This window comes from Rhodococcus sp. G6(2025) (assembly GCF_058628105.1).
Genome location: NZ_CP179750.1, coordinates 75,504 through 101,405, shown reverse-complemented (window position 1 = coordinate 101,405; position 25,902 = coordinate 75,504). Strand labels below are relative to the sequence as shown.

Here is a 25,902-nt window from a genome sequence, read left to right as displayed (position 1 = left end):
CCGGCCCGCACAACAGGTCAGCCGTCCTCCCCCATCTCGGCGAGCGTCGTCCGCAGGCGCTCGGTATCCGCCGGGGTCCAGCCCTCGGGCGACAGGATTGCGCTCCACGCGTCGGCGATGTCGACGACGTACGTGTGTCCGTGCCCGTCGGGAACGCCCGTCGACACCGCCATGTCGGCCGCCACCTGAAGGAACGTCACGAACGGGAACCACTGTGTGCTGTCGAGGACGTCGTAGCCACGGTCCTCCTTCAACCAGTCGGGCTCGCTCAGCAGGAGTTCCGGCGACCACCAGACGATCGGGTCCGACGGGTGTTGGAGATAGACCATCCGTGGCCGTCCCCACGGGGCGTCGGGGCGCGGCAGGTCCTCCTGCGCCCGCGCACCGAAGCGGACGGTCTCGCCCTGCTCGTAGATCGGCAGCCATTCGGGCGAGCCCGGATCGCGGTTCGTGGTGACGTCGGTCCAGATCTCGTTCGCGTTCGGCGGTCCCGTGAACAACACACCGTCCGTACGGGCCTCGACATCGTCGACACTGCCGAATGCACTTTCGCCCCCGAAGGATCCGAGGCTCTCTCCCATCACGACGAGCTTCGGACGAGTTTCCGGCGGCAAGACCTTCCACTTGTCGTACACCGCGTCGAACAACGCCTCCCCGGCCTGGTGCGCACGCTCCTTGTCGACCAGGAACGACAGCCAACTCGGCAGATAGGAGTACTGCAATCCGACCATCGCGGTGTCGCCGTTGTACATGTACTCCAGCGACGAGGCGAGACTCTCGTTGATCCACCCGGTACCGGTGGTAGTGGCCACGCCGACCACCGCGCGATCGAACCCGCCGGCGCGTTCGAGTTCGTCCGCTGCCAGCTGGGCGTTCCCGCTGATCGAATCGCCGCCGCTGGCTAGCCCGGCGTACGTCCGGATCGGCTCCACCGCGGGCCGCCCACCATTGAACGCGGACAATTCTTCGACGGTCGGGCCACGCGACATGAATGAACGACCCTGCCGTCCCAGCGAATCCCACGTGACAAGCGAGTCCGGCCCCCCCGAACGCAGCGACGACGTCGGCGGCTCGTCACCGGCCTTGGTCTCCTGGTTGACGGCGGCGAACGAATTGTTCAACCCCGACATGATCACCCGCACCGCGGCGCCGTTGACGAGTGCGAACAGCAGCGCCACCACCAGTACACCGATGACCGTCGCCGAGATCCGCCGCGGCACCACCCGGCTGATCTTGCGTTCGACCCACCACACCGCCCGCAGCAGCACCCGGGCAAGCGCCACCAACCCGACGTAGATCAGCACCGCCACGACCACCATGACGAGATAGCCGAACCACGGGAACGGTGCGGCACTCATGATCGCCCGCAACTGCGACTGCCAATCCCAGAACCACACCAGTATCGCCACGGTTCCGACGATTCCGATCACCGACGCCACCCGGCGCACCATTGCCTTCACATGGGTGGGCGCCTCCCGCTGCACAAGGTAGCGGACCAACTTGGAACCGAGGAATCCGATGGCGTAGCCGATCGCCGCCGAGACGCCGGTGACCACTCCCTGGAAGAACGGACCGCGCGGCAGCAGTGTCGGCGTCAACGACAGCCACACTAACAGGACCGCGACCACCAGCCCCCCAAAGGCATAGCGGTCCGGAAGCCAGCGACGATGCCCGGGTGGCCGGACAGGACCGGCTTCGCGCTCGGGTGCACCATCGATCACATCGTTCGGCACCTACCAAGCGTAGCCGTCACAGAGTCGCTATCGACGGCAATCCGCAATCACACCACGTCCCGTGAACACCGAAGCCCACGTGGGATGTTCGGATTTCTGCCGAGTCGGCCCGGCCGACCGCCGACCGACGCTACGCCAGTGTCTTCGTCTTGATCGCCTGGAACTCGGCGTCGGTGATCGCGCCGGAATCGAGCAGCGCCTTGGCTTCCGTGATCTGCTGAGCCGGGGACTTCCCGGCGACGTCGCGGATGTAGGAGTCCTGGGCCTGCTTGACCTGATGAGCGGCGGCCATCGACCGCTTCGCCATGCCGTCGCCGCGGGCGATCACATACACCAGTGCCGACAGGAAGGGAATGACGAACAGCAAGAGGATCCAGATCGCCTTGACCCACCCCGAGGTCTCGCGATCCCGGAACAGGTCGGTGATGATCGAGAACAACACGGACAAGTAGGCCGCGAAGGCGAAACAGACGAAGATGAACCAGAAGAACTCCCAGAAACCTTCCATTTTCGACGCTCCGTCCACTAGGTGTTCCGGTCAGCAGGCCAGGATTCCGGCCTCCTCGAATCTCAATTGGTGGTGTCGAGCGTGTCGAGCGCCGCCAGAATGCCCTGGACGGGGATTCGCCCGGAGGCCACCAGCTGCGCGCCCTCGCGCCGGAGGGCGGAGGCGAACGGTGCGGCCCAGCAGTTCTCGTAGACGAGGATCGCTCCGGAGCATCCGGGGGCCAGGACGGCAGCCGCGTCCTCGAGGTCTGTTCGGTCGATCAGACCCGTCGCCGCCTCGGCGAACAGCGTCACGTCCACACCGCCGTCGAGCCCGAGGTCCTCGATGGCGACACCGGCGAGTGATCCGTCGGCTTCCTTACGGACGAAGATCAGATCGAGCACCCGGATGATGTTTCGTTCGACCAGGTCGATCAGAAGGGGCAACGCCGATCCGTCGGGTCTCCGGTCGGCAGGAAACTCCACGACGAGATAGTCGATGGGCCCGAGTTCGTCGAAATCGGTGTCGTTCACTGCAGGACCTCTCTTCTGAAGACAGCAGCGACAGCCACACACGGCGTCGCACTAGTATTACCCAGCCCGCGACGACACCGCTAGAGCACAATGTCACCGGCGGCCGGCACCGTACTGTCGGCAAGTTCGCGCCGTGCCGCCTTCTCGACGAGGAGGGGTACGAAATCACGGATCCTGCACTCCGCGAGGCGCTTGTGAACGGTGCGCACGATGTGCTCGACGTCCACGGGTGAGGCGGCCGGATACCGAGTCGTCAGGCGTTCGATGACCCGCTCGATCTGAAGCAGTTCGTCATCGCCGGTCATCGACTCATCGTCGTCCCGCTGCGAAACCACCGTCAAGACACGAAATGGCCTCTCGAGCAACTCGCTTCGGTGTCAGGGCGGTGAATATGCCTGATTCTGGGATCAATCCAGTATCCGCAGAGTCCGCGGAAATCCAATTTCCCGACTACCGCCAGGTGGAACGGCGGACAATGGAGGTACCGGGCCGCCGGGCTCGCAGTAGGGAAAGGGACGGTCATGTCCGAGACAACGTCGGTCAAGCAGGGCGTCGCGGCAGGCACTTCGATCGGGGCGGCCATCATCATGGTGACCGTGGGGATCATCCACCTCTTCCAAGGAATCGCTGCGGTTGCCGAGAACGAAGTATTCGTGGCGGGGCTGAACTACATCTACAAGTTCGACCTGACCACCTGGGGCTGGATCCACATCGTGCTGGGTGTGCTCGTCGCAGGCGTCGGCCTCGCGCTGTTCACCGGCGCGGGATGGGCGCGAGTGTCCGCGATCGTGATCGCGGCCGTCTCCATACTCGCCAACTTCCTGTGGCTTCCCTACTACCCGTGGTGGTCGGTGCTCATCATCGCGCTCGACGTGGTGGTGATCTGGGCCGTGTCGACCTGGAATCCGGATCGGGTCTGAGCAGTCGGCGGCCAGGGTAGAAGCCGTGGGAAAGAAGTCGAAGCACGAGAAATCCGGCCTTGACCTGCCCCGGCCGGACGGTGCCGAGCCTGCCGCACCGATGAAGAACAAGAAGTACCGCCGCCTACTCCGTCCGCTTCACGGCGAACTCGTCGCATTGCAGGAGTGGGTGAAATCGTCGGATGCGCGGATCTGCATCGTCTTCGAGGGCCGCGACACCGCCGGGAAAGGCGGCGTGATCAAGGCGATCACCGAGCGGGTCAGTCCGCGCGTATTCCGTGTCGTCGCCTTGCCTGCCCCGACCGATCGCGAGAAGTCGCAGATGTACGTGCAGCGGTACCTGCCCCATCTCCCGGCCGGCGGAGAGGTCGTCATCTTCGACCGCAGTTGGTACAACCGCGCGGGCGTCGAACGGGTGATGGGTTTCTGCACCGAAGAAGAAGCGCAGCAGTTCCTCCAACTCGTCCCGACGGTCGAACGCGCGATCGTCGACTCGGGCGTCATCCTGCTGAAGTACTGGCTGGAGGTGAGCGAGGAACAACAGACGCTTCGCCTGCAGAGCAGGATCGACGATCCGCGGAAGGTCTGGAAGCTGTCGGACCTGGACCTGAAGTCGTACACCCATTGGTACGACTACTCGCGGGCGCGGGACGAGATGTTCCACTTCACCGACACCGGCTGGGCGCCCTGGTACGTCGCGGTCAACGACGACAAGAAACGCGGTCGGCTCAACATCATCAGCCATCTGCTGAGCCAGATCCCCTACGAACCCCTCCAACGCCCCGACATCACCTTGCCGGAGCGGCGGGGCCCGCACGGCTACGAGGCGCCGAGGCAACCACTGCACTGGATTCCCACCCCCTACTGAGAATCCGAGCCGAAAGGACGAGCGGTCATGGTCTCGACGGAACCCGCGCAAGCGCAGACGGCCTGGCATGCCCAGGACGCCGACGCCGTCGTGTCCGCACTGGCCTCCGATCGGCAGGCGGGGCTGACGGCCGGCGAAGTGGACGAACGTCGCCGACGGCACGGTCCGAACGAGATCGCCTCCGAGCCGGCGCCGTCGACGTGGTCGATCGCGTTGCTGCAGTTGAAGGACCCCATGAACCTGATGCTGGTCGCGGTGGCCGTGGTCAGCATCGTCATCGGCGAAATCCCGACGGCGATCGTGGTCGCGGTTCTCGTCGGGCTCAACATCGTGCTGGGCACACGGCAGGAAGTGAAGGCGCGCGCCAGCGTCGACGCACTGGCGAAGATGCAGACACCGCAGGCGCGGGTGGTCCGCGACGGCACTCTGACCCAGCTCGACGCCACCGAGCTCGTGCCGGGCGACGTCGTGCAGCTCGAGGCGGGCGACATCGTCCCCGCGGACGGCCGCCTGCTCACGACGGCCACCTTGGAGACCCAGGAGGCGGCACTGACGGGTGAGAGTGCACCCGTCGCGAAGGACCCCCAGACGCTCGGCACCATCGACGTTTCTCTCGGCGACCGCAGCAACATGGGTTTCCAGAACACCTCGGTCACCCGCGGTACCGCCACCATGGTGGTCACCGAGACGGGAATGCACACCCAGATGGGCCAGATCGCGTCGATGCTGTCTGCGGTCGCACCGAGCAAGTCCCCGCTGCAGCGCGAACTGGACTCGCTCACGAAAGTGCTCGGCGTCATCGCGTGGACTTCGGTGGCGATCATCGTGATCATCGGGGTGATTCGCGGACAGGACGTGACGACGCTTCTGCTGCTCGGCATTTCCATGGGGGTCTCCGCGATCCCCACCGGTCTGCCGACGTTCGTCCAGGCGATGCTGGCCTACGGTGCACGGCAGCTGGCCGACGCCAAAGCCATCGTGAAAAACCTCACGGACGTCGAGACACTCGGCGCGACCAGCGTGATCAACTCGGACAAGACCGGCACGCTGACGATGAACCAGATGACCGTGCGGTCGCTGTACTTCCACTGCCGGTGGTACACCGTCGATGGTGAGGGTTACGCCAAGTCGGGGAAGATCACCCACGTCGCGGGCGAGGCCGCCCCGGATTTCACGCTGCTCGCGTACGGGTTGTGCCTCGACAGCGACGCCACGGTCTCCGGCACCGGAGAGGTCGTCGGCGACCCGACGGAAGCCGCGCTGGTGGTGCTCGCGGCGAAGATCGGTGTCGACGCCCCACTGACCCGGCGAACGTATCCGCGCGTCGCCGCCGTGCCGTTCGACTCCGCATACAAGTTCATGGCGACGTTCCACCATCTGGAAGTCGATGGCCGAACCCAATTCGTGGAACTGGTCAAGGGCGGGCCCGACGTGGTCCTGGCGCGGTGCGCGACCGCCTTCCGGCCGGGCAGGCAGGAGGTGCCGCTCGACGAGGTCCGGGAGGAACTGACGGCAGCGAATCGGACCATGTCCGAGAAGGGACTTCGCGTGCTGGCCTTCGCGGTCCGCCGCCTCGACGGGCAGGAGGAGGCCGCGGTGGCCGACCCCATGTCCTACGTCGCGGACCTCACGTTCGTCGGCATGGTCGGCATCATCGACCCGCTTCGGCCGGAGGCGATCGAATCGGTGCGCACCGCCCACGAGGCCGGCATCGACGTCCGCATGATCACCGGCGACCACGCGATCACGGCATCGGCGATCGGCGCCGAACTCGGGCTCGGACCGGGCGCGATCGGTGGTGCGGAACTGCAGGCCATGACCGATGAAGAACTGTCGGCCGCACTCCCGAACCTGCACGTGTTCGGCCGCGTCACTCCCCAGGACAAACTACGCCTGGCCGACGTCATGCAGAAGAACGGCGCGGTCGTGGCGATGACCGGGGACGCCGTCAACGACGCGGCCGCGCTGAAGAAGGCCGATATCGGCGTAGCCATGGGCTCGGGGAGCGAAGTCACCAAACAGGCGGGCAAGATGGTGCTCACCGACGACAATTTCGGTACCCTTATCACCGCGATCCGGTTGGGCCGCAACATCTACGACAAGATCGTGTCCTACATCCGATACCAGATGTCGAAACTGTTCTCGCTGGTGCTGCTGTTTCTCGTCGCGAGCATTTTCGACATCAACGACGGGGTCGCGCTCACCCCGCTGATGGTGCTGTTCCAGCACTTCTTCATCACGCTGTTCCCGGTCGCCGTCATCATGCTCGACCCGCCTGCGCCGGATCTGATGAACAAGCCGCCCCGCGACCCGCAGATGCCGATCGCCAACCGGAGGGCGTTCGTGCAGTGGCTGGCATACGGCGTCCTGCAGTTCGCCGTCACGCTTGCCGCGATGCTCCTCGCGCCGGGCGAGATGAGCACGACGGAGGCGACCGTCCCCATGACGACGGCGTTCGTGGTGCTGTCGTTCGGTTCCATCCTCGCCGGGCTCGTCATGCGGCGCGACCCGGAGTCCGGGCTCACCCCACCGATCCTCGGCGCACTGAAGATCCTGTCGATCCCGGTCATCGTGACGGTGTTCGCGGTCGAGGCTGGGTTCCTCCAGGACCTCCTCATGACCACGTCGCTGACCGGCGGCCAGTGGCTCGCCTGCCTCGGGTGGTCGCTGATCATCCCGATCGTCGTCGAAGCGGAGAAGGCGTTCCGGCGCCGGCGCCACCTCCATTCGGAGCCGCCCGCACCGATGACCGCCCCCGCCGCCGTCGACCCCCAGCGCGCACGCTGAGACCCGACCATGTCCTGGACAGGAAGCCTCGGCCGGTTACCCGGGATCGCGACGGCGCGGGCATACCGCCGGGAGTGGTTACGCCCCGACGTCACCGCCGGACTCGTCCTCACCGCCCTGCTCATTCCCGCCGGGATGGGGTACGCGGAGGCCGCCGGGTTGCCCGCCTACGCCGGCCTCTACGCGACGATCATCCCGCTCCTCGCGTATGCCCTGGTGGGACCGTCGAAAATCCTCGTGCTCGGCCCGGACTCGTCGCTGGCACCGCTCATCGCCGCGGCGGTCCTGCCGCTCGCCGTGGCCGACGACCCGGAGAGCGCGCTCGCCCTCGCCGGCGTCCTCGGCGTCCTCGTCGGCCTCATTCTCCTCGTCGGCGGATTCCTGCATCTCGGCTTCGTGACCGAACTGCTGTCGAAGCCCATCCGGCTCGGCTACCTCAATGCGATAGCGCTCATCGTCGTCGTCGGCCAACTGCCCAAGCTGCTCGGATTCTCCGTCGACGCGTCCGGCCTCATCGGAGAGGTCGGGGAGATCGGAAAGTCCGTGGTACAGGGCAACATCGACCCCGTCGCCGCCGCCGTGGGCATCGGTTCCCTCGCCGTCATCGTCGGATTCCGCATCTGGGTGCCCCGCATCCCCGGTGTCCTCGTGGCCGTGGTCGGCGCGATCATCCTGTCTGCGGCACTCGGACTCACCGACGACATCGGGATGGTCGGCGCCCTACCCGCCGGCCTGCCGCTGCCGTCGTTCGGCGGTGTCGACTGGGGGGACGTGGGGAACCTCGTCGGCCCCGCGGCCGGTATCGCCCTGATCGCGTTCGCCGACACGGGGGTGCTGTCCCGCACGTTCGCCGCCCGGCACGGTGAAGACGTGAACGGCAGCACGGAGATGAAGGCGGTCGGCGTGGCCAACATCGCCGGCGGACTGTTCGGCGGGTTCCCCGTCTCCGCCAGCGGGTCGCGGACCCCGGTGGCCGAACAGAGCGGCGCCCGCACCCAACTGGCATGCGTCGTCGGAGCACTCGCCGTGCTGGTCTTCGTCCTCGTCGCCCCCGGGGTCACCACGTACCTCCCCGACGCGACACTCGGGGCCGTGGTGATCGTCGCCGCCACCGCGCTGGTCGATGTCGGTGGAATGGTCCGGATGTGGCGCATGAGCACCGTGGAGTTCGGACTCGCCGTCGCGGCATTCCTCGGGGTGGCCCTGGTGGGCGTGCTGCAGGGAATCCTCGTCGCGATCGGGTTGTCCTTCGTCGCGGTGGTCGCGCAGGCGTGGCAGCCGTACCGCACGGAACTCGTCCGGACGCCCGACCGCCCCGGCTTCCACGACGTCCAACGCCACCCCGGCGGCCTCCGCATCCCCGGACTGGTGCTGGTGCGCTTCGACGCTCCCCTCTTCTTCGCCAACGGCGAGATCTTCGACGAATACGTGCGCTCGGTGGTGGCGGCCGCGCCGACCCCGGTCGAGTGGGTGGTCGTGGCGTCCGAGCCGATCACCGGTCTCGACACCACCGCCGTCGACGAACTCGTCGACCTCGACACGTATCTCGAAGGGAAAGAGATCCGGTTGGTGTTCGCGGAGATGAAGGGCCCGATCAAGGATCGGCTCATCCGGTTCGGGGTGGGCGACAGGTTCGATTCGTCGCACTTCTATCCGACCATCGAGTCCGCTGTCACCGCATTTCACAGTCGAGCCGACCACACCGGAGATCCTTCCGGCGGCTGAACCCTCAACCGCGGGGCGCCGCCCCTGTCGCAGTGCGAGTGCCGTGCGCCGCCCGCCACAGTCGCACCCAGTCGAATGCAGGCGCAGCCGGACGCACCCCGGGCCTCGTCCTGGGCACCCGCACCCGCAGGGCGTCCGGTTCGATGGTGCACCGCACCGGAGTGCGGAGCATGAGTGATTCGCCGTCGACTCCCACGGGGATCTCCGGGGTGTCGGCGTCCACAACCACCTCGATCGCCGTTTCCTGCGTCAAACCGTGAACATTGGTGCGACGCAGCAGACCGACCGCCTGCCGGGTGTTCGCCACCGACACGGTGACCGCGCCGAGGACACCGCGATCGAGACGGTCCCGGCGGCTCAGACCGGCCAGATCACTGTTGCCGTAGGGATTGTTGCTCACCAGGACCGCCTGCGGTCCCTCCACGGCCGTCTCACCGATCCGCGCGACCAATCGAGGCCCCGCGTGCCCGGTGAGCAGATCGGGAAGCAGCGTCAGCACTGTTGCGGCCTTGTCGTCGCGGTAGGCGGGACTGCGGACGATTTCGGCGTAGACCCCGAACGACGCGTTGTTGACGAAGGGTCGGCCGTTGATGGTGCCGAGGTCGACACGCAGCTCGACACCGTCCCGGAGTGCGTCCAGCGATCGGGTGGGATCGGTGCGGTCGAGTCCGAGATCCATCGCGAAGTGGTTGCGGGTTCCGGCACTGATCACGAGGAACGGCAGGTGGTGTTCCGCCGCGACCGCCGCCACGAGAGCCTGGGTTCCGTCTCCGCCCGCCACCCCCAGCAGATCGGCCCCTTGCGCGACCGCCCGCCGGGCCAGTGCGGTGACGTCGATGGTGGCCGGCCCTTCGAGCAGCTCGACGTCGGCGCCCAGCTCCTCGGCTCTGCGCTTCAGGTCGAATTTCGTGACCTTCCCGCCACCGGAATGCGGATTCATGATCAGGAACGGGTGCTGCGCGGGCGGGGCAGGGTATTCGGGCATGGTCGTCTCCGCACGTCTGCCACGCAAAGCGGCGCGAGCGCAGACGACGGCCAGCACAGCGAGGCCATACGAGAGCAGCACCACCCACAGCAGGTGTGCGCGGACGAACAGTGTCAGCACGACGATCGGCGCGACAATCGCCACTCCCAGGGAGATCCACCTGAACACTCCGCGCCGGGTGAGGAACCAGTACAACGCCGCCACCGTGACCACGACGCCACCGGTCCCCACGATGAGCAACGCCACGGTGCCCAGCACCCCGGCGAACAGCACGGGCACCGCCGCCGCACCGACGGCGAATACGAACGCCACACGGGCCCACCAGCGCCGGCCACTGCCGCCGGTATCGGCGGTGCCTGATCTGTTCACGTGACTGCCCCTCACCGGCGGCGCGTACTTCCTCGCGACGGTCCGACTTCCCGTCGTATTCCATCTTCCGCCGTGCGCGGAGGCGAGCGCAGCACATTGCACGTCTTGGGCTGCGGGTCTTCGCCAGCCGTCAAGCGCCAGTTCCCGATAGGTCGCCTGCGCGCGATCCCGTCGAGAGGTCCCGCCATCCGGCGAGCACCCTGTGCACGGCCTCGGCGCCGTGCAGCGGGTCGGGCGGTGCGGGCAGGTCGGCGGGGTAGATGAGAAACGGAGTGCTCTGCGGTCCGCCCATTCCGCCGTGCGACCCGACCTGCTCCTCGAACGCCGCGACCTCGTCGGTCTCGGGCCAGTATGCGCCGCCGACCATGATGTCGGCGACGTTGTCGAAGGTGTCGGTGCGTCGCACCTTCGCCAGCGCGTCGGGGCCCATCACCGCGAGCGGGTTCTCGCCCGTGACCTCGCCGGTCGTCACGTCGACCTGGCCGTGGGGCCCGAGCACCACGGACCCGCCCGGGGCGGCAACGAGCAGGAAGCCGACCCCGGGATGCTCGCGGAGCCCGGTGAGCAGCCCGGGATGGGCAGCCTCGATGGCATTTACATCGGCGCGGCCGGGCAGGTGTGGGAAGTAGATCAGGCCGAGATTGCCCGAGCCGAGCACGATCGGCTCGCCCGTGGAGGCGTGCGCCTCTTCGCCGGCCGTCGGCGAGTGCACGCTGGCCGCGGCGTAGCCGCGCCCCTCCGCCCCGGGCTGTCGGGAGGCGTCGGATTCGCGCTCGTACCAGTGGCGCTTCCCCGCGACCGGTTCGCGCTGTGCGGCAAGCCGGATGACCAACTGCCCCAGGGTTTCCCCGTAGCGCTGCAGGAAGGTCGCGCCCTGACTCTGCCCGTGATCGGACAACACGACGACGCGGTAGGGCCGATCGGCCTGCCCCACCACGGCGAGCAGCATCTCGATGACGTCGTCGAGTTTGGTCAGCACCGCAAGGGTCTCCGGCCGGGAAATGCCGGAGTGGTGCGACACCTCGTCATAGCCGATCAGGTCGACGTAGACGACACTGCGCCCCTTGATCAGATCGCCGACCACCGCGGCGGCGGCGACGTCGGTGGCGAGCACGGTCGCGAACGCCCGCACAAACGGATAGACCCCACCCCGCGGCACCCGCGGCTGGATGTCCTTCCGCTTCTGGCGCAGTGACTGGCGCAGTTCCCGTTGCAGTTCCGCGACCATCCGGATGAACGTGCGCAGCGCGCTCGCCGGGTCCGCGAAATAGTCGCTGTAGCCGGCACCGCCGCCGAGGCGGGCACCGCGCATGCGGCTGACGACGAGCACGTTGTCGTGCGCGCCGCCGGTGAACAGGTTGCCGCGGCTCGCACCGTCGTGCGCCAGCAGGCCACGAATGTCCGTGCGTTCGAGTTCGCGCTGCTCGTTGTCGGCCGGGTTGCTGAACACCGAAATGTGCTCGGTCGTCTTGTCGTACCAGCGAAACGCCGGCACGTTGTGGTTGGAACCGTGCAGCACGCCCAGCTGGGTCGCACCCGTCTGACTGCTCCAGTCGGTGTGCCACGGCACCAGCTGGTGGGTCTCGCGCACCAACTTCGCCAGCCCGGGCGTCACGCCGTCGGCGATCGCGCGACGCAGCACGTCGTAACCGAGGCCGTCGATCTGGATACACAACAGCCCCGGGGACGCGTCCACGAGCGCGGCGTTGCGACGCAAGCGGAACCGCTGTCGGCGCACCTGCATCAGTCGGTAGGCGGTATCGGAGCGGGACGCGATCGCGCCCGAAATCACGGAGGTGAACAGCGAGAGCAGCGCCGCGAGGTAGAACGCATCGCGCGGCTGGTCCACCGACGCGACTGGTACCAGGTACAGCGTCAACAGCATGATCACACCGCCGGCGAGGAACACCCCGACGAACAGCAGCACCGGGCCGATCCACGACATGCACCGCATCATCACCGGCCACAGCGCGGCGTTGAGCAGGCCGAACACCAACGCGAGCACCAGCGCGGCCGGGAGCGTCGGGATCGGAGCGAAGCTCGACCGGTCCAGGATGATGCCGCGGAGGATGCGGTCGAGCACGATGATCGCGAGCGCCGACGACCCCCACAGCACGAAGAATTCGACGAGCACCCGCACCACGCCTCCCACCGTGCGCATCGCACCGCCTTTCGTCATCTGGAATCGTAAGGGTGTGAGCGCAACGCCGGGTCCGGTTGCCGCCGCACCCGGTGTGCGCTGGCTCGGACATTCCAGCGCGCTGATCGTGGACCGCGGGACGGTCGTCCTGACCGATCCGGTGCTGACCGACCACGTCGCGCACCTACGACGCCGCCGAGGGCCCGCACCGATCGGGCCGCACGTGCGCAACCCGGACGCAGTCCTGCTCTCGCACCTGCACGCCGACCACACGCACCTGCCGTCGCTGCGGATGCTCGATCCGGACGTACCGATCGTGGCACCGTGGCGGGCGGTCGACGGCCTGCCGGCGCTGCGACAGTTCGCCGACCGCCTGGTATTGCTGCGGCCGGGCGAAGAGGCACGAATCGGCAACGTCACCGTGCGCGCCGTGCCCGCCCGACACGACGGCAGGCGCTGGCGGCGCGGCCCGCAGATCGCGCCCGCGGTCGGGTACGTCGTCGAGGGTGACCGGCGGACCTACTTCGCCGGCGACACCGACCTGTACCCGGACCTCGCCGACCACGTCGGCCCTGTCGATCTCGCGCTGCTACCCGTCGGGGGCTGGGGTCCGACCCTCGGCAAGGGTCACCTCGACCCGACTCGCGCCGCGGTCGTCGCACGCCTGGTGGAGGCGGGCCTGGCGGTGCCGATCCACTACGGAACACTGTGGCCGATCGGCCTCGACGCCGTGCGCCCCCGGTTGTTCTTCGGTCCGGGCGCGGAATTCGTCCACCACGCCGAGAGGGCGGGTGTCGTTGCGGTGGAGTTGCACCCGGGTGGCGAACTCGGGGTGTGAATTCGGTTGCTCCGAAACCGTGTCGATCGACGTGTGGGTGCGCTCCGAGGCGCAAAGACGGCCAAAGCGCTCTGGTCGGCTCCTCGATCGGCGGAAACTGGAGGTGGCAATTTCAAGTCGCACCATCGCCGACAAGGTGGTGAGCTGGGCGGTGTCGATGGACGAGGACGGCGTGCGAAGTCTCTCCCGCCATGCGCGGGCGCGTGTGCTGGTTCCGGCGATCCTGCGCCCGGTGTGCGCCACGGTAGTGCTGGTGGGCGCATATTTCCTGCTGCCCTTCACCACGGTCGACAACCTTCGCACCGTGTCCCTGGTGGTCGGTGGTCTCGCTGTGGTCTGCGCGGTGTACGTCTGGCAGATCCGCAGGGTGCTGCGTGCCGAATACCCGGTCGTGCAGGCGGTCGAGGCGTTGGCCGTCACTGTGGGGGTCTACCTCGTCGGCTACGCGACGACGTACTTTCTGCTCTCGCTCTCGGGCCAGGACAACTTCAGCGAAGTGTTGACCCGCCTCGATTCCCTCTACTTCACCCTGACGGTATTCACCACAGTCGGATTCGGTGACATCGTGGCCACCACGGAAACCGCGCGGGCGGTGGTGTCGGCACAACTCATCGGCAACCTGATCCTGATCTCGTTGGGCATCCGGGTGCTGACCGCGTCGGTTCGCTGGCGGCGAAAGCCCGGGATCGCCCGTGACCCGGCAGGGCCCTGACGACCGGTACTCGACGGGTTCGCGACCTAGAGCCGGTCCTCATAGCCCGGCTTCCATGTCGCGACAGCCCAGATCACGAACACGTCCAGCACGATCATGACGACCGACCACCACGGGTAGTGGGGCAGCCACAGAAAATTGGCGAGGAGCGAGAGAGCACAGATCACCATGGCGCCGACGCGGGCCCACGTCGCCCCGGTGAACAACATGACACCGACGGCCGCAACGATCACACCGAGCACCAGGTGAATCCAGCCCCACGCGGTCGTGTCGAACTGGTAGATGTACTCGGCGCCCGCCACGACGAGGTCGTCCTTCATGAGCGCCGAGATGCCCGACAGCACATGGAGAATTCCGATAGTGAGCAAAACTATCGCTGCCACCATGGACGTCGCGGCAGCGACCCCCTGCTTGACCAACGACTCGTCGGACATCGCGATCCCCTTTCCGGACAAACCTTGGCCTGCAGATATTTTCCGTCGCCGCGTCGAGCGAGGTCAATACGCACCCGTCCGGGCATCTTCCTGACAAGGGGTGATCCGACGGAGGATACTTACTTTCGCCAGTTCATTTCGTACGGTGACGAAAGAGGAACGGTCATGTCCGATGAATCGCTGGTCAAGCAAGGTGTGGCAAAGGGAACGTCGATGGGCGGGGCGGTTCTTCTCGTCACCGTCGGCGTGCTCGAGTTCCTCCAGGGGATCTCCGCGGTAGCCAAGGACGACGTGATCGTCGTCGGCATCGAGTACACCTACCAATTCGACGTCACTACCTGGGGCTGGATCCATCTCGTGCTCGGCGTGATCGTCGCGGCCGTCGGTGCGGCACTGTTCACGGGGGCTACCTGGGCGCGTGTCGGCGCGATGGTGCTGTGCGCCCTGTCGATCTTCGTCAACTTCCTGTGGTTGCCCTACTACCCCGGGTGGGCGATCACGATCATCGCGCTGAACGCCGTCGTGATCTGGGCGGTCGCCACCTGGAATCCCGAAGTGATCTGATCCGCAATGGAAGACGGCACGAGCACCGGCTCACTGGACAAGGACGAACGCGCCGAACTTCTCCGGTTGCGCGACGAGGTGGCGACGCTGCGCGGACAGGCCGCGGGCGCCGCCGCAGGTGTTCCGGCAGAACCGGTCGCCCACCCACCCCGGAACGGATTACGTTGGACGGCCGTCACGATTCTGCTGGTCCTGGTCGCCGTTCTCGCACTCGCGTCGGTCACCGCACGCTTCACGAGAAGTCAGATCCTCGACACCGACCGCTACGTGAGCACGGTGACCCCGCTGGGGTCGAATCCGGCCCTCCAAGCGGACATCACGAACCAGATCACCGACGAGATCTTCACCCGAGTCGACGTCGAAGGGCTCACCAAGGACGCACTCGAGGCGTTGACCGACGTCTCGAATGTCGCTGCGAACGCTCCCCGGCTGGACGCGGCCGTGGTCGGCCTCGCACCGGTGATCACCAGCCAGGCAAAGAACTTCGTCCACGACACCGTCAGCTCACTCGTGCAGTCCCAGCAGTTCGAAGACCTCTGGATCCAGGCGAACCGTTCGGCGCACAACGCACTCGTGGCGGTGATGACGGGCAACTACGGTCTCAGCTCGGTGGAGGTCGACCAGAGCGGCACCGTCAGCATTTCCCTGGGCACCGTCATCGACAATGTGAAGGCCGCGCTGACCGAGCGTGGTTTCGCGTTCGCCGACAAGATCCCCGCGGTCGACAAGCAATTCGTGCTGTTCCAGTCCCCCGAGCTGGTGAAGGCGCAGCGCGCCGTCAACGCCCTCGACAAGGCCTCGGCGATCCTGCCGTGGCTGGGAATCGCCTGCGCCGCCGCCGCGGTCGCCGTCGCCCCCAGTGGCCGACGGCTGCGCGCGCTCTCCCTCGCCGGCCTGTCGATCGCCCTGGGAATGCTCATCCTCGCGATCGGGATTCTCGTCGGACGCGCCATCTACCTCGACAGCGTCCCACCCGACATCCTGTCGCCCGACGCGGCGGCAGCGGTCATCGACACCGTCCTGGTACCGCTGCGGACGAGTCTGCGTGCGGTCGCCGTCCTCGGTCTGGCGATCGCGATCGGCGCCTTCCTCACCGGCGGCTCGTCGTCCGCGACCGCCGTCCGTCGTGGGTTCGGGCAGGCACTGGACTTCGCCCGCAAGTCCGGCGCAGGCCGACCGCCGAACGAGGTGGAACGGTGGGCCAACCAACTCCGAATTCCACTGCGCTGCACCATCATCGGCGTCGCGGCTCTGCTGCTGATGTTCTGGCGCTACCCCACCGGACTGGTCGTGTTGTGGATCGTCTTCATCGCCCTACTCGCGCTCGCGGCACTCGAACTGCTCATCCGCCCGGCCCGCACAGCCACGGAACACGACTCGGGATCTACGCCGGTGCCTTCGTCGTGAGCGCCTGACCCCGAAACGTTCTGCGATACGCCGACGGGGGGACGCCGAGCACGGCGCCCATGTGCTGACGCAGGGACACCGCGGTCCCGAAACCGACCTCGCGGGCGATGACGTCGACGGACAGGTCGGTGGTCTCGAGGAGTTGTCGCGCGCGGTCGACCCGGTGGGTGATCAGCCAGCGGTTCGGGGTGGTGCCGACCTCTTCACCGAACCGCCGCGTGAACGTGCGGACACTCATGTTCGCGTGCGCGGCCATCCGGCTCAGCGTCAGCGACTCACCCAGCCGATCCAGCGCCCAGTCCCGGGTGGTCGCGGTGGACTCCGCCGTGATCTCCGGGATCGGCCGCTCGATGTACTGCGCCTGCCCGCCGTCGCGCCACGGTGGGACGACGCATCGGCGCGCCACCCGATTGGCGACGTCGGAACCGTGGTCGCGGCGCACGATGTGGAGGCAGAGGTCGAGTCCGGCGGCGACGCCTGCCGAGGTGAGGATGTGCCCCTCGTCGACGAACAGCACGTCGGGATCGACCCGGACCTGCGGATAGGTGCGCTGGAAGTGTTCGGCGTTGCGCCAGTGCGTGGTGGCGCGCAGTCCGTCGAGCAGCCCGGCCGCGGCGAGGATGTAGGAGCCGGTGCAGATGGAGACGTAGCGCGTGCCCGGCCGGACGAAGTCGAGAGCCGCCTCGAGGTTCGGAGGCAGATGCCCGTCGTCGTAGGCCGGGCCGAGTTCGTAGGACGCCGGGATCACCACCGTGTCGGCCTCGGCCAGCAACTCGGGCCCGTGATCGACGGACACCGAGAAATCGGCGTCCGAACGCACGGGCCGTCCGTCCGCCGTGCAGGTCTGCACGTCGTACAGCGGGTTCCCGTCAGCGTCCTCCGCCCGTCCGAAGACCCGCGACGGAATGCCGAGTTCGAACGGGATCACACCGTCCAGGGCGAGCACGACCACACGATGACGTTCGACCATGGCCAGATTCTTTCATATGTTGTCATTCCGGCAACTGTTCCGGCGAGACCCAGTCCCGCAGACTTACCGTCGTGACGTCCGAAATCGCGCCCCCGGCACCTCCGGCCCGAACCGCCCCGCCGCGCCTCCACTACGCGTGGCTGGTCGCCGCCGTCGCGTTCCTCGCCCTCGTGGGGGCCGCCAGCTTCCGGGCGGCGCCCTCGATCCTGATCGACCCTCTCCACGAGGACTTCGGCTGGTCGCGTGCCAGCATCTCCTCCGCGGTGTCGATCAACCTGGTGCTGTACGGGCTGACCTCGCCGTTCGCGGCGGCGCTCATGGAACGCTTCGGCATGCGGCGGGTGGTCACCGCGGCGCTGGTCCTGGTGTCCGGCGGCAGCGGACTGACCGTCTTCATGACCGCCACCTGGCAACTCGTGCTGCTGTGGGGCGTGCTCGTCGGGCTGGGCACCGGCTCGATGGCACTCGCCTTCGTGGCCACCGTCGTCGACCGGTGGTTCGTCGCCCGCCGCGGCCTGGTCACCGGCATCCTCACCGCGGGCAGCGCCGCCGGACAGCTGGTGTTCCTGCCGATCCTCGCGATGGTCGCCGAGCACTACAACTGGCAGACCGTGGCGCTGACGGTGTCGTTCGCGGCCCTCGCCGTCGTGCCGCTGGTGCTCGTGTTCCTGCGCAACCGGCCATCGGACGTCGGAGCGGTGCCGTACGGCGCCGGACCCGACTACGTCGCGGAACCACCCGCCCCGACCGGTCGCGGCGGCGCCGCGGGCCGGGCCGTGACCGTGCTGGTGTCGGCGGCGCGGACCCGGGTGTTCTGGCTGCTGGCCGGCACGTTCGCCATCTGCGGGGCGAGCACCAACGGACTCGTCGGAACCCACTTCGTCCCGGCCGCGCACGACCACGGCATGCCGGTGACGGCGGCCGCGAGTTTGCTCGCCGTGATCGGGATCTTCGACGTGATCGGCACCATCGCGTCGGGGTGGTTCACCGACCGGTTCGATTCACGCAAGCTCCTCGGCATCTACTACCTACTGCGCGGGATCTCGCTGATGCTGCTGCCGATCCTGTTCGCGAACACCGTGCACCCGCCGATGATCGCGTTCGTCATCTTCTACGGACTCGACTGGGTGGCGACCGTACCCCCGACGGTTGCTTTGTGCCGCAAACACTTCGGCGGCGACGCACCCATCGTGTTCGGCTGGGTGCTGGCGTCGCACCAGATCGGCGCCGGCATCGTGGCGTTCCTCGCAGGATTCGTGCGCGACCAGTTCGGCGACTACGACTCCGCGTTCTACGTCGCGGGCGGACTGTGCGCGATCGCCGCCGTCATGTCTCTGGCCATCGTCGCGAAACCCCGCAAGGTGGCGTCCGAGATGAGTTGACCTGCGCCGAAACCACTCCCCCGAGCGGCCCCGGTTCCTAAGATCGATACATGGCAGCTCAGCGTGCGTCGGACGAGGTCATTGACCGCTCCAAGATCGAGAATCGGGCTCCGTCGGTAGCCGCATTGTTCGTGGATCGGGTGGCCCACTCACCCAACCGCGAAGCGTTCCGATACGTCGACGCGGCGGACCCGAAGCAGTGGTCCAGCGTCACCTGGTCCGAGGCGGGCGACCGGGTGCGCAACCTCGCGGCCGGTCTCATCGTCCTCGGTGTGCAGGCCGAGCAGCGGGTGGCGCTCGCGTCCGCCACCCGCTACGAGTGGGTGCTCGCCGACCTGGCCGTCATGTGCGCCGGCGCCGCCACCACCACGGTGTATCCCACCACCACGGCCGGCGACGTCGCCTACATCGTCGCCAACTCCGGCAGCCGCGTCGTCTTCGCCGAGGACGACGCGCAGCTGGCCAAGCTGCGCGAGAACCGCGGCGAACTCGGCGACGTCGAGAAGGTCGTTCTGATCGACGGCGACGCCGGAGACGACGACTGGGTGATCACGTTCGACCAGCTACACGACCTCGGCGAAGAACTGCTCGCCGAGACACCCGACGCCGTGCACGACCGGATCGAGGCGATCGACCCCGACGACCTCGCCACCCTCATCTACACGTCCGGCACCACCGGCAGACCCAAAGGTGTGCGACTGTCGCACTCGGCGTGGACGTACGAGGTGGCCGCGATCGACGCGACCGGCATCCTCGACGCCGACGACCTGCAATACCTCTGGCTCCCGCTGTCCCACGTGTTCGGGAAGGTCCTGCTCACCCTGCCGCTGCAGATCGGTTTCGCGACGGCGGTCGACGGTCGCGTCGACAAGATCGTCGAGAATCTCGCGGTGGTCAAACCGACGTTCATGGGCGCGGCACCCCGCATCTTCGAGAAGGCGTACGCGCGGATCGTCTCCACCGTGCGCGAGGAAGGTGGAGTGAAGGAGAAGATCTTCGACTGGGCCATCGGCGTCGGGCTGCGGGTGTCGAAGGCCAAGCAGGCGGGGAAGAGTCCGGCGCTGCTCGACTCGGTTCAGCACGCCGTCGCGGATCGGCTGGTGTACAGCACGATTCGCGAACGGTTCGGTGGGCGCCTGAAGTTCTTCATCTCCGGCTCCGCAGCGCTCAATCGTGATGTCGCGCAGTGGTTCGACGCCGTCGGCATCGTCGTCCTCGAAGGGTACGGACTGTCCGAGACCAGTGCCGCATCGTTCGTCAACCGCCCGTCGGCCTACCGGTTCGGCACCGTCGGCTGGGCCATCCCGGGCACCGAGACCCGGATCGGCGACGACGGCGAGATCCTCATCAAGGGTCCCGGCGTCATGAGCGGGTACCACGAGAACCCCGAAGCCACAGCCGAAGCGCTCACCGATGACGGCTGGTTCCGCACTGGCGACATCGGCGAAATGGACGAGGACGGCTACCTGCGGATCACCGACCGCAAGAAGGACATGTTCAAGACGTCCAACGGCAAATACGTCGCACCCTCCGCGGTGGCGGCCACGTTCAAGGGCATCTGCCCCTACGTCGGTGAACTCATCGTCGACGGCGAAGGGAAGTCGTACTGCGTCGCCCTGATCTCCCTCGACGCGGAATCGATCGGCGAATGGGCGAAGAATCACGACCTGGGCGGCAAATCGTTCGCCGAGATCGCGAACGCCCAAGAGACCCGCAACCTGATCGGCGGTTACGTCGAAGAACTCAACGCCGGACTGAACCGGTGGGAGCAGATCAAGAAGTTCCGCATCCTCGACCGGGAACTCACCGTCGAGAACGGCGAGATCACACCGAGCATGAAGCTCAAGCGCAAGGTCGTGATGACCAATTTCTCCGACGAACTCGACAATCTCTACAACTGAGTTGACCCTCACGCGACGTCAGGCTGCACGGTAGAGGACGTGAGCGAGAAACACACGGTCGGCGTGGTCGCCAGGCTGGTCGGAGTGAGCGTGCGCACTCTGCACCACTACGACGAGATCGGCCTGGTCACACCGTCCGACCGCACACCCGGTGGGTACCGCAGCTATTCGGACGCCGACGTGGAACGTCTGCACCGCGTGCTGACGTACCGCGAACTGGGTTTCCCCCTCGAGGAGATCGCAGCCCTCCTCGACGACCCGGACGTCGATGCCCTCGCGCATCTACGGCGACAGCACGCGTTGCTGAGCGAACGGATCGATCGCTTACACGAGATGGCTGCAGCCGTGGAGAAGATGATGGAGGCGAGAAGCATGGGCATTCAGCTCACCCCCGAAGAGCAGAACGAAATCTTCGGCGACAACTGGCCAGGCGAGGAGTACGCCGCCGAGGCCGAAGAGCGCTGGGGCGACACCGACGCGTGGAAGCAGTCCCAGCAGCGGTCCGCGAAGATGAGCAAGGAGGACTGGAAGCGAATCAAGGCCGAGGGAGACGCATTCGAGGCGTCGCTCGCGCAGGCGATGGCCGACGGCGTCGAACCCGGGTCCGATCGGGCCAACGCACTCGCCGAGGAACACCGCGCCGGCATCGAACGGTTCTACGACTGCGATTACGCAATGCAGGTGAACCTCGCCGAGATGTACCTCGCCGACGACCGCTTTCGCCGGCACTACGACGACGTCGCCCCCGGTCTCGCGCAGTACGTCCGGGACGTCATCGTCGCGAATGCGGAGCAGCAGTAACGGGAACAGTGCGAACTCGACGACCCAGCGTCGTCGAGTTCGCGGCCGTTCGTCAGCACTATCCTGAACCCATGTCCGATGCGCAGCGTCCCAGCCCCAGTCAGTACGTCGGGTATCTGTTCGGTCGCACGCTGCCGGATTCGATGCAGGACTGGGTCCGCAACGACCTCGTCGGGCCGGGAGCCTCGGTGCGGTACGTCCTCCGTTTCATGCTTCCCGTCGCCGCGGTGCTGGCGTTATTCCTCCTCATCCCCGGTCCCATCTGGATTCCGCTGGCGATGATGGCCCTCCTGCTGCTCCCGCTGCTCTACTTTGCGGTCGCGCTGATGAACATCTACCGTCGCCACCGTCTGCTCAGTCACGGCCTCGATCCGGACCTCCTCAATGCGAAGGCGCAGCGTCGCGCCGACCGCACGCGCGAGGACTACGAGCGCCGCCACGGCCGCACCGAGGACCAGTAGCAGCAGCGTGATGCATCACACCCTCGCCGCGAGAGTGATGCAGCGCACGTGAACGATCGATAAGTAATGCGTTAAAGTGGCGGCGTCCGAGTGGGTAATCCCACGAACCGCGTACCCCACAGGGTGCAGCGCAGGTTCCGACAGCCTCGACGGGAAGAGCAGTCATAGATGACAGTCACAGATTCGGCGGTCACGCCCGATATTCACACGACGGCGGGAAAGCTCGCCGACCTGCGTAATCGTCAGGCCGAGGCGCAGCACCCGAGCGGTGAAGCCGCGGTCGAGAAGGTCCACGCCAAGGGCAAGCTCACCGCCCGCGAACGCATCACCGCCCTGCTCGACGACGGCAGCTTCGTCGAACTCGACGCCCTCGCCCGGCACCGCTCGGTGAACTTCGGCCTCGCCGACAACCGCCCCGTCGGCGACGGCGTCGTCACCGGCTACGGCACCGTCGACGGCCGCGACGTCTGCGTGTTCTCCCAGGACGCCACCGTCTTCGGCGGCTCCCTCGGCGAAATCTACGGCGAAAAAATCGTCAAGGTCATGGACCTCGCCCTCAAGACCGGGCGCCCCCTGATCGGCATCAACGAAGGCGCCGGCGCCCGCATCCAGGAAGGCGTCGTCTCCCTCGGCCTCTACGGCGAAATCTTCCACCGCAACGTCCAGGCGTCGGGTGTGATCCCGCAGATCTCCCTGATCATGGGCCCCGCCGCCGGCGGCCACGTCTACTCCCCCGCCCTGACCGACTTCGTCGTCATGGTCGACCAGACCTCCCAGATGTTCGTCACCGGCCCCGACGTCATCAAAACCGTCACCGGCGAAGACGTCACCATGGAAGATTTGGGCGGCGCGCACACCCACATGGTCAAGTCCGGCGTCGCCCACTACGTCGCCTCCGGCGAACAAGACGCCCTCGACTACGTCAAGGACCTGCTGTCCTACCTGCCGTCGAACAATCAGGCCGCGGCCCCCCGGATGCTGCCCACCGACCCGATCACCGGCTCCATCGACGACTCGCTGACCGCCGAGGACCTCGAACTCGACACCCTCATCCCGGACTCGGCGAACCAGCCCTACGACATGCACGAGGTCATCCGCCGCATCCTCGACGACGACGAATTCCTCGAGGTCCAGGCCGAACGCGCCGGCAACATCGTCGTCGGCTTCGGCCGCGTCGACGGCCGTAGCGTCGGGATCGTCGCCAACCAGCCCACCGTCTTCGCCGGCTGCCTCGACATCGACGCCTCCGAAAAAGCCGCCCGCTTCGTGCGCACCTGCGACGCGTTCAACGTCCCCATCATCACCCTCGTCGACGTCCCCGGCTTCCTGCCCGGCACCGACCAGGAATACAACGGCATCATCCGCCGCGGCGCGAAACTGCTCTACGCCTACGGCGAGGCCACCGTCGGGAAGATCACCGTCATCACCCGCAAGGCCTACGGCGGCGCCTACGACGTGATGGGCTCCAAGCACATGGGCGCCGACGTCAACCTCGCCTGGCCCACCGCCCAGATCGCCGTCATGGGCGCGAGCGGTGCCGTCGGGTTCGTCTACCGCAAACGCCTCCTCGAGGCCGCCAAGAACGGCGACGACGTCGACGCCCTGCGCCTGCGCCTGCAACAGGAATACGAAGACACCCTCGTCAACCCGTACGTCGCCGCCGAACGCGGCTACGTCGACGCCGTCATCCCCCCGTCCCACACCCGCGGACAGATCGTGGCCGCCCTGCGCCTCCTCGAACGCAAAATGGTCACCCTCCCGCCCAAGAAGCATGGGAACATTCCGCTATGACCGCGGAATTGGTAGTCGACGAGGTGCTCGACGAGCTGGGCGCCGGCATCACTGAAGAGCCGCCGGCGGCGCCGGCCGTGACGTTCACGGGCAACCCGAGCGACACGGACATCGCCGCGGTGCTCGCAGTGTTCGCTGCGATCGCCTCGTCCGGTTCCGCGGCGGAAGCGCCCGCGTCCGATAACGATTCGTGGGGCACGCCCGCCCTCATTCTGCGTCGGCAAGTAGCCGCCGCTGCCGTCCTGGTCAACGCAGGCTACTGAAACTGTAGAAAAGGGAAGACATTTCGATGAGTAGTGCACGTATTTCCAAGGTGCTCGTCGCGAACCGCGGTGAGATTGCAGTGCGGGTGATCCGGGCCGCAGCCGATGCCGGCCTGGCCAGCGTCGCCGTCTACGCCGAACCCGACGCCGACGCCCCGTTCGTGCGCCTGGCCGACGAAGCATTCGCCCTCGGCGGGCAGACCTCCGCCGAGTCCTACCTGGTGTTCGACAAAATTTTGGACGCCGCCGCCAAGTCCGGCGCCGACGCCATCCACCCCGGCTACGGCTTCCTCTCCGAGAACGCCGACTTCGCGCAGGCCGTGATCGACGCCGGCCTGATCTGGATCGGCCCCTCCCCGCAATCGATCCGCGACCTCGGCGACAAGGTCACCGCCCGCCACATCGCCGAAAAAGCCAAGGCCCCGATGGCCGCCGGCACCAAGGACCCCGTCAAGAACGCCGACGAGGTCGTCGCCTTCGCCAAGGAATACGGGGTCCCCGTCGCCATCAAGGCCGCGTTCGGCGGGGGCGGGCGCGGCATGAAGGTCGCCCACACCATCGAGGAAATCCCCGAACTGTTCGACTCCGCCACCCGCGAGGCCGTCGCCGCGTTCGGCCGCGGCGAATGCTTCGTCGAACAGTATCTGGACAAGGCCCGCCACGTCGAAGCCCAGGTCATCGCCGACCAGCACGGCAACGTCATCGTCGCCGGCACCCGCGACTGCTCCCTGCAACGCCGCTTCCAGAAACTCGTCGAGGAGGCCCCCGCCCCGTTCCTCACCGACGACCAACGCCACCGCATCCACACCTCCGCCAAGGCCATCTGCAAAGAGGCCGGCTACTACGGCGCCGGCACCGTCGAATACCTCGTCCAGGGCGACACCGTCTCCTTCCTCGAGGTCAACACCCGCCTGCAGGTCGAACACCCCGTCACCGAGGAAACCGCCGGCATCGACCTGGTCCTGCAACAGTTCAAGATCGCCAACGGCGAACACCTCGACCTCACCGAGGACCCCACCCCCCGCGGCCACGCCTTCGAATTCCGCATCAACGGCGAGGACGCCGGCCGCGGCTTCCTGCCCGCCCCCGGCCCGGTCACCAAGTTCGTGCCGCCCACCGGCCCCGGCGTCCGGATGGACTCCGGCGTCGAAACCGGCTCGGTGATCGGCGGCCAGTTCGACTCCATGCTCGCCAAACTCATCGTCACCGGCGCCACCCGCGACGAGGCCCTGGCCCGCGCCCGCCGCGCCCTCGCCGAATTCCAGGTCGAAGGCCTGGCCACGGTCATCCCGTTCCACCGGGCCGTCGTCTCCGACCCCGCCTTCATCGGCGACGGCACCTCATTCGACGTCTACACCAAGTGGATCGAAACCGAATGGGACAACCAGATCGAACCGTTCACCGGCACCCAGCCGATCGACGAGGACGAGTCCCTGCCCCGGCAGAACGTCGTCGTCGAGGTCGGCGGCCGCCGCGTCGAGGTGTCCCTGCCCGGACAATTCACCCTCGGCACCGGCGCCGGTGCCGCGGCCGGGGCGGTCCGCAAGAAGCCCAAGGCCCGCACCCGCGGCGGCGCCCACGGCGGCGCCGCCTCCGGTGACGCCGTCACCGCCCCCATGCAGGGCACCGTCGTCAAGGTCGCCGTCGAAGAAGGACAGGAAGTCGCCGAGGGCGACCTCATCGCCGTCCTCGAGGCCATGAAGATGGAAAACCCCGTCAACGCCCACAAGGCCGGCGTCGTCACCGGCCTCGCCGTCGAACCCGGCGCCGCCATCACCCAGGGCACCGTCCTCGCCGAACTGAAATAGCTTGTGAGTACTTGGTCAACCGC

Annotated in this window: 23 protein-coding genes; 15 read left to right on the top strand and 8 right to left on the bottom strand. The window is 67.2% G+C overall.

What is annotated here, in order from left to right:
- Nucleotides 1-17 precede the first annotated feature (17 nt).
- The 4 genes from ACLIVD_RS00490 to ACLIVD_RS00475 form a co-directional block, all read right to left on the bottom strand.
- A complete protein-coding gene (locus ACLIVD_RS00490; RefSeq protein WP_491931733.1) occupies nt 18-1,733 on the bottom strand; it encodes an alpha/beta hydrolase in 1,716 nt (571 codons plus the stop codon).
- A 130-nt stretch (nt 1,734-1,863) separates the two neighbouring features.
- Nucleotides 1,864-2,241 (bottom strand): SHOCT domain-containing protein, encoded by a 378-nt coding sequence (locus tag ACLIVD_RS00485; RefSeq protein WP_283335801.1) that lies wholly within the window; start codon nt 2,239-2,241, stop codon nt 1,864-1,866.
- A gap of 62 nt (nt 2,242-2,303) precedes the next feature.
- A complete protein-coding gene (locus ACLIVD_RS00480; protein ID WP_011596324.1) occupies nt 2,304-2,753 on the bottom strand; it encodes a DUF6325 family protein in 450 nt (149 codons plus the stop codon).
- Between the two features lie 80 nt (nt 2,754-2,833).
- Entirely contained in the window at nt 2,834-3,058 is a 225-nt protein-coding gene (locus tag ACLIVD_RS00475; RefSeq protein WP_283353090.1) for a three-helix bundle dimerization domain-containing protein, read from the bottom strand.
- Nucleotides 3,059-3,274: 216 nt separating this feature from the next.
- On the opposite strand from ACLIVD_RS00475, the gene ACLIVD_RS00470 reads away from it, so the two are divergent.
- From ACLIVD_RS00470 to ACLIVD_RS00455, 4 genes are read left to right on the top strand one after another with little or no spacing between them, the layout of a single operon-like run.
- Nucleotides 3,275-3,673: a DUF7144 family membrane protein gene (locus ACLIVD_RS00470; protein ID WP_009476827.1), complete on the top strand. Its 399-nt coding sequence runs from the start codon at nt 3,275-3,277 to the stop codon at nt 3,671-3,673.
- Nucleotides 3,674-3,698: 25 nt separating this feature from the next.
- Nucleotides 3,699-4,541 carry a polyphosphate kinase 2 gene (gene ppk2, locus ACLIVD_RS00465; RefSeq protein ID WP_491931732.1) on the top strand — a complete coding sequence of 281 codons (843 nt, stop codon included), beginning with the start codon at nt 3,699-3,701 and terminating at the stop codon, nt 4,539-4,541.
- Between the two features lie 27 nt (nt 4,542-4,568).
- Nucleotides 4,569-7,328, top strand: a complete 2,760-nt coding sequence (locus tag ACLIVD_RS00460) for a cation-translocating P-type ATPase (RefSeq protein WP_283335804.1) — start codon at nt 4,569-4,571, stop codon at nt 7,326-7,328.
- A 9-nt stretch (nt 7,329-7,337) separates the two neighbouring features.
- Nucleotides 7,338-9,053 carry a SulP family inorganic anion transporter gene (locus ACLIVD_RS00455; protein ID WP_283335805.1) on the top strand — a complete coding sequence of 572 codons (1,716 nt, stop codon included), beginning with the start codon at nt 7,338-7,340 and terminating at the stop codon, nt 9,051-9,053.
- A gap of 4 nt (nt 9,054-9,057) precedes the next feature.
- Here ACLIVD_RS00455 and ACLIVD_RS00450 read toward each other — a convergent pair whose 3' ends face one another.
- Nucleotides 9,058-10,407, bottom strand: coding sequence for a diacylglycerol/lipid kinase family protein (locus ACLIVD_RS00450; protein ID WP_491931731.1), 1,350 nt, complete (start codon nt 10,405-10,407; stop codon nt 9,058-9,060).
- A gap of 130 nt (nt 10,408-10,537) precedes the next feature.
- Nucleotides 10,538-12,568, bottom strand: a complete 2,031-nt coding sequence (locus ACLIVD_RS00445) for an alkaline phosphatase family protein (protein ID WP_491932972.1) — start codon at nt 12,566-12,568, stop codon at nt 10,538-10,540.
- A gap of 34 nt (nt 12,569-12,602) precedes the next feature.
- Between ACLIVD_RS00445 and ACLIVD_RS00440 the strand changes: the two genes are divergently transcribed.
- Together ACLIVD_RS00440 and ACLIVD_RS00435 are read left to right on the top strand one after the other, a co-directional pair.
- Complete coding sequence (locus ACLIVD_RS00440; protein ID WP_283335807.1) at nt 12,603-13,385, top strand: MBL fold metallo-hydrolase; 783 nt, start codon at nt 12,603-12,605, stop codon at nt 13,383-13,385.
- A 103-nt stretch (nt 13,386-13,488) separates the two neighbouring features.
- Entirely contained in the window at nt 13,489-14,097 is a 609-nt protein-coding gene (locus ACLIVD_RS00435) for a potassium channel family protein (protein WP_283353094.1), read from the top strand.
- A 26-nt stretch (nt 14,098-14,123) separates the two neighbouring features.
- Here ACLIVD_RS00435 and ACLIVD_RS00430 read toward each other — a convergent pair whose 3' ends face one another.
- Nucleotides 14,124-14,531, bottom strand: a complete 408-nt coding sequence (locus ACLIVD_RS00430; RefSeq protein ID WP_491931730.1) for a DUF7144 family membrane protein — start codon at nt 14,529-14,531, stop codon at nt 14,124-14,126.
- Between the two features lie 165 nt (nt 14,532-14,696).
- On the opposite strand from ACLIVD_RS00430, the gene ACLIVD_RS00425 reads away from it, so the two are divergent.
- The gene (locus tag ACLIVD_RS00425; protein WP_105414911.1) at nt 14,697-15,095 is read left to right on the top strand and encodes a DUF7144 family membrane protein; all 399 of its coding nucleotides are present in this window, start codon (nt 14,697-14,699) and stop codon (nt 15,093-15,095) included.
- Between the two features lie 6 nt (nt 15,096-15,101).
- Nucleotides 15,102-16,502 (top strand): hypothetical protein, encoded by a 1,401-nt coding sequence (locus tag ACLIVD_RS00420; RefSeq protein ID WP_491931729.1) that lies wholly within the window; start codon nt 15,102-15,104, stop codon nt 16,500-16,502.
- On the opposite strand, the gene ACLIVD_RS00415 is transcribed toward ACLIVD_RS00420, so the two are convergent.
- Complete coding sequence (locus ACLIVD_RS00415; protein ID WP_491931728.1) at nt 16,480-17,472, bottom strand: GlxA family transcriptional regulator; 993 nt, start codon at nt 17,470-17,472, stop codon at nt 16,480-16,482. The genes ACLIVD_RS00420 and ACLIVD_RS00415 overlap by 23 nt on opposite strands.
- A 71-nt stretch (nt 17,473-17,543) precedes the next feature.
- On the opposite strand from ACLIVD_RS00415, the gene ACLIVD_RS00410 reads away from it, so the two are divergent.
- The 7 genes from ACLIVD_RS00410 (at nt 17,544) to ACLIVD_RS00380 (ending at nt 25,879) form a co-directional block, all read left to right on the top strand.
- Nucleotides 17,544-18,854 (top strand): MFS transporter, encoded by a 1,311-nt coding sequence (locus tag ACLIVD_RS00410; RefSeq protein WP_491931727.1) that lies wholly within the window; start codon nt 17,544-17,546, stop codon nt 18,852-18,854.
- Between the two features lie 50 nt (nt 18,855-18,904).
- Nucleotides 18,905-20,755 carry an AMP-dependent synthetase/ligase gene (locus ACLIVD_RS00405; RefSeq protein WP_491931726.1) on the top strand — a complete coding sequence of 617 codons (1,851 nt, stop codon included), beginning with the start codon at nt 18,905-18,907 and terminating at the stop codon, nt 20,753-20,755.
- A gap of 39 nt (nt 20,756-20,794) precedes the next feature.
- Nucleotides 20,795-21,556, top strand: a complete 762-nt coding sequence (locus tag ACLIVD_RS00400; RefSeq protein WP_317570935.1) for a MerR family transcriptional regulator — start codon at nt 20,795-20,797, stop codon at nt 21,554-21,556.
- A gap of 71 nt (nt 21,557-21,627) precedes the next feature.
- Entirely contained in the window at nt 21,628-22,017 is a 390-nt protein-coding gene (locus tag ACLIVD_RS00395) for a DUF5313 family protein (RefSeq protein ID WP_317570936.1), read from the top strand.
- 168 nt (nt 22,018-22,185) lie between these two features.
- The gene (locus ACLIVD_RS00390) at nt 22,186-23,808 is read left to right on the top strand and encodes an acyl-CoA carboxylase subunit beta (RefSeq protein WP_491931725.1); all 1,623 of its coding nucleotides are present in this window, start codon (nt 22,186-22,188) and stop codon (nt 23,806-23,808) included.
- On the top strand, nt 23,805-24,071 hold the full coding sequence (locus tag ACLIVD_RS00385) for an acyl-CoA carboxylase epsilon subunit (RefSeq protein WP_265148198.1): 267 nt from the start codon (nt 23,805-23,807) through the stop codon (nt 24,069-24,071). Before ACLIVD_RS00390 ends, ACLIVD_RS00385 begins: the two co-directional genes overlap by 4 nt.
- A gap of 26 nt (nt 24,072-24,097) precedes the next feature.
- A complete protein-coding gene (locus ACLIVD_RS00380) occupies nt 24,098-25,879 on the top strand; it encodes an acetyl/propionyl/methylcrotonyl-CoA carboxylase subunit alpha (protein WP_491931724.1) in 1,782 nt (593 codons plus the stop codon).
- Nucleotides 25,880-25,902: the final 23 nt, after the last annotated feature.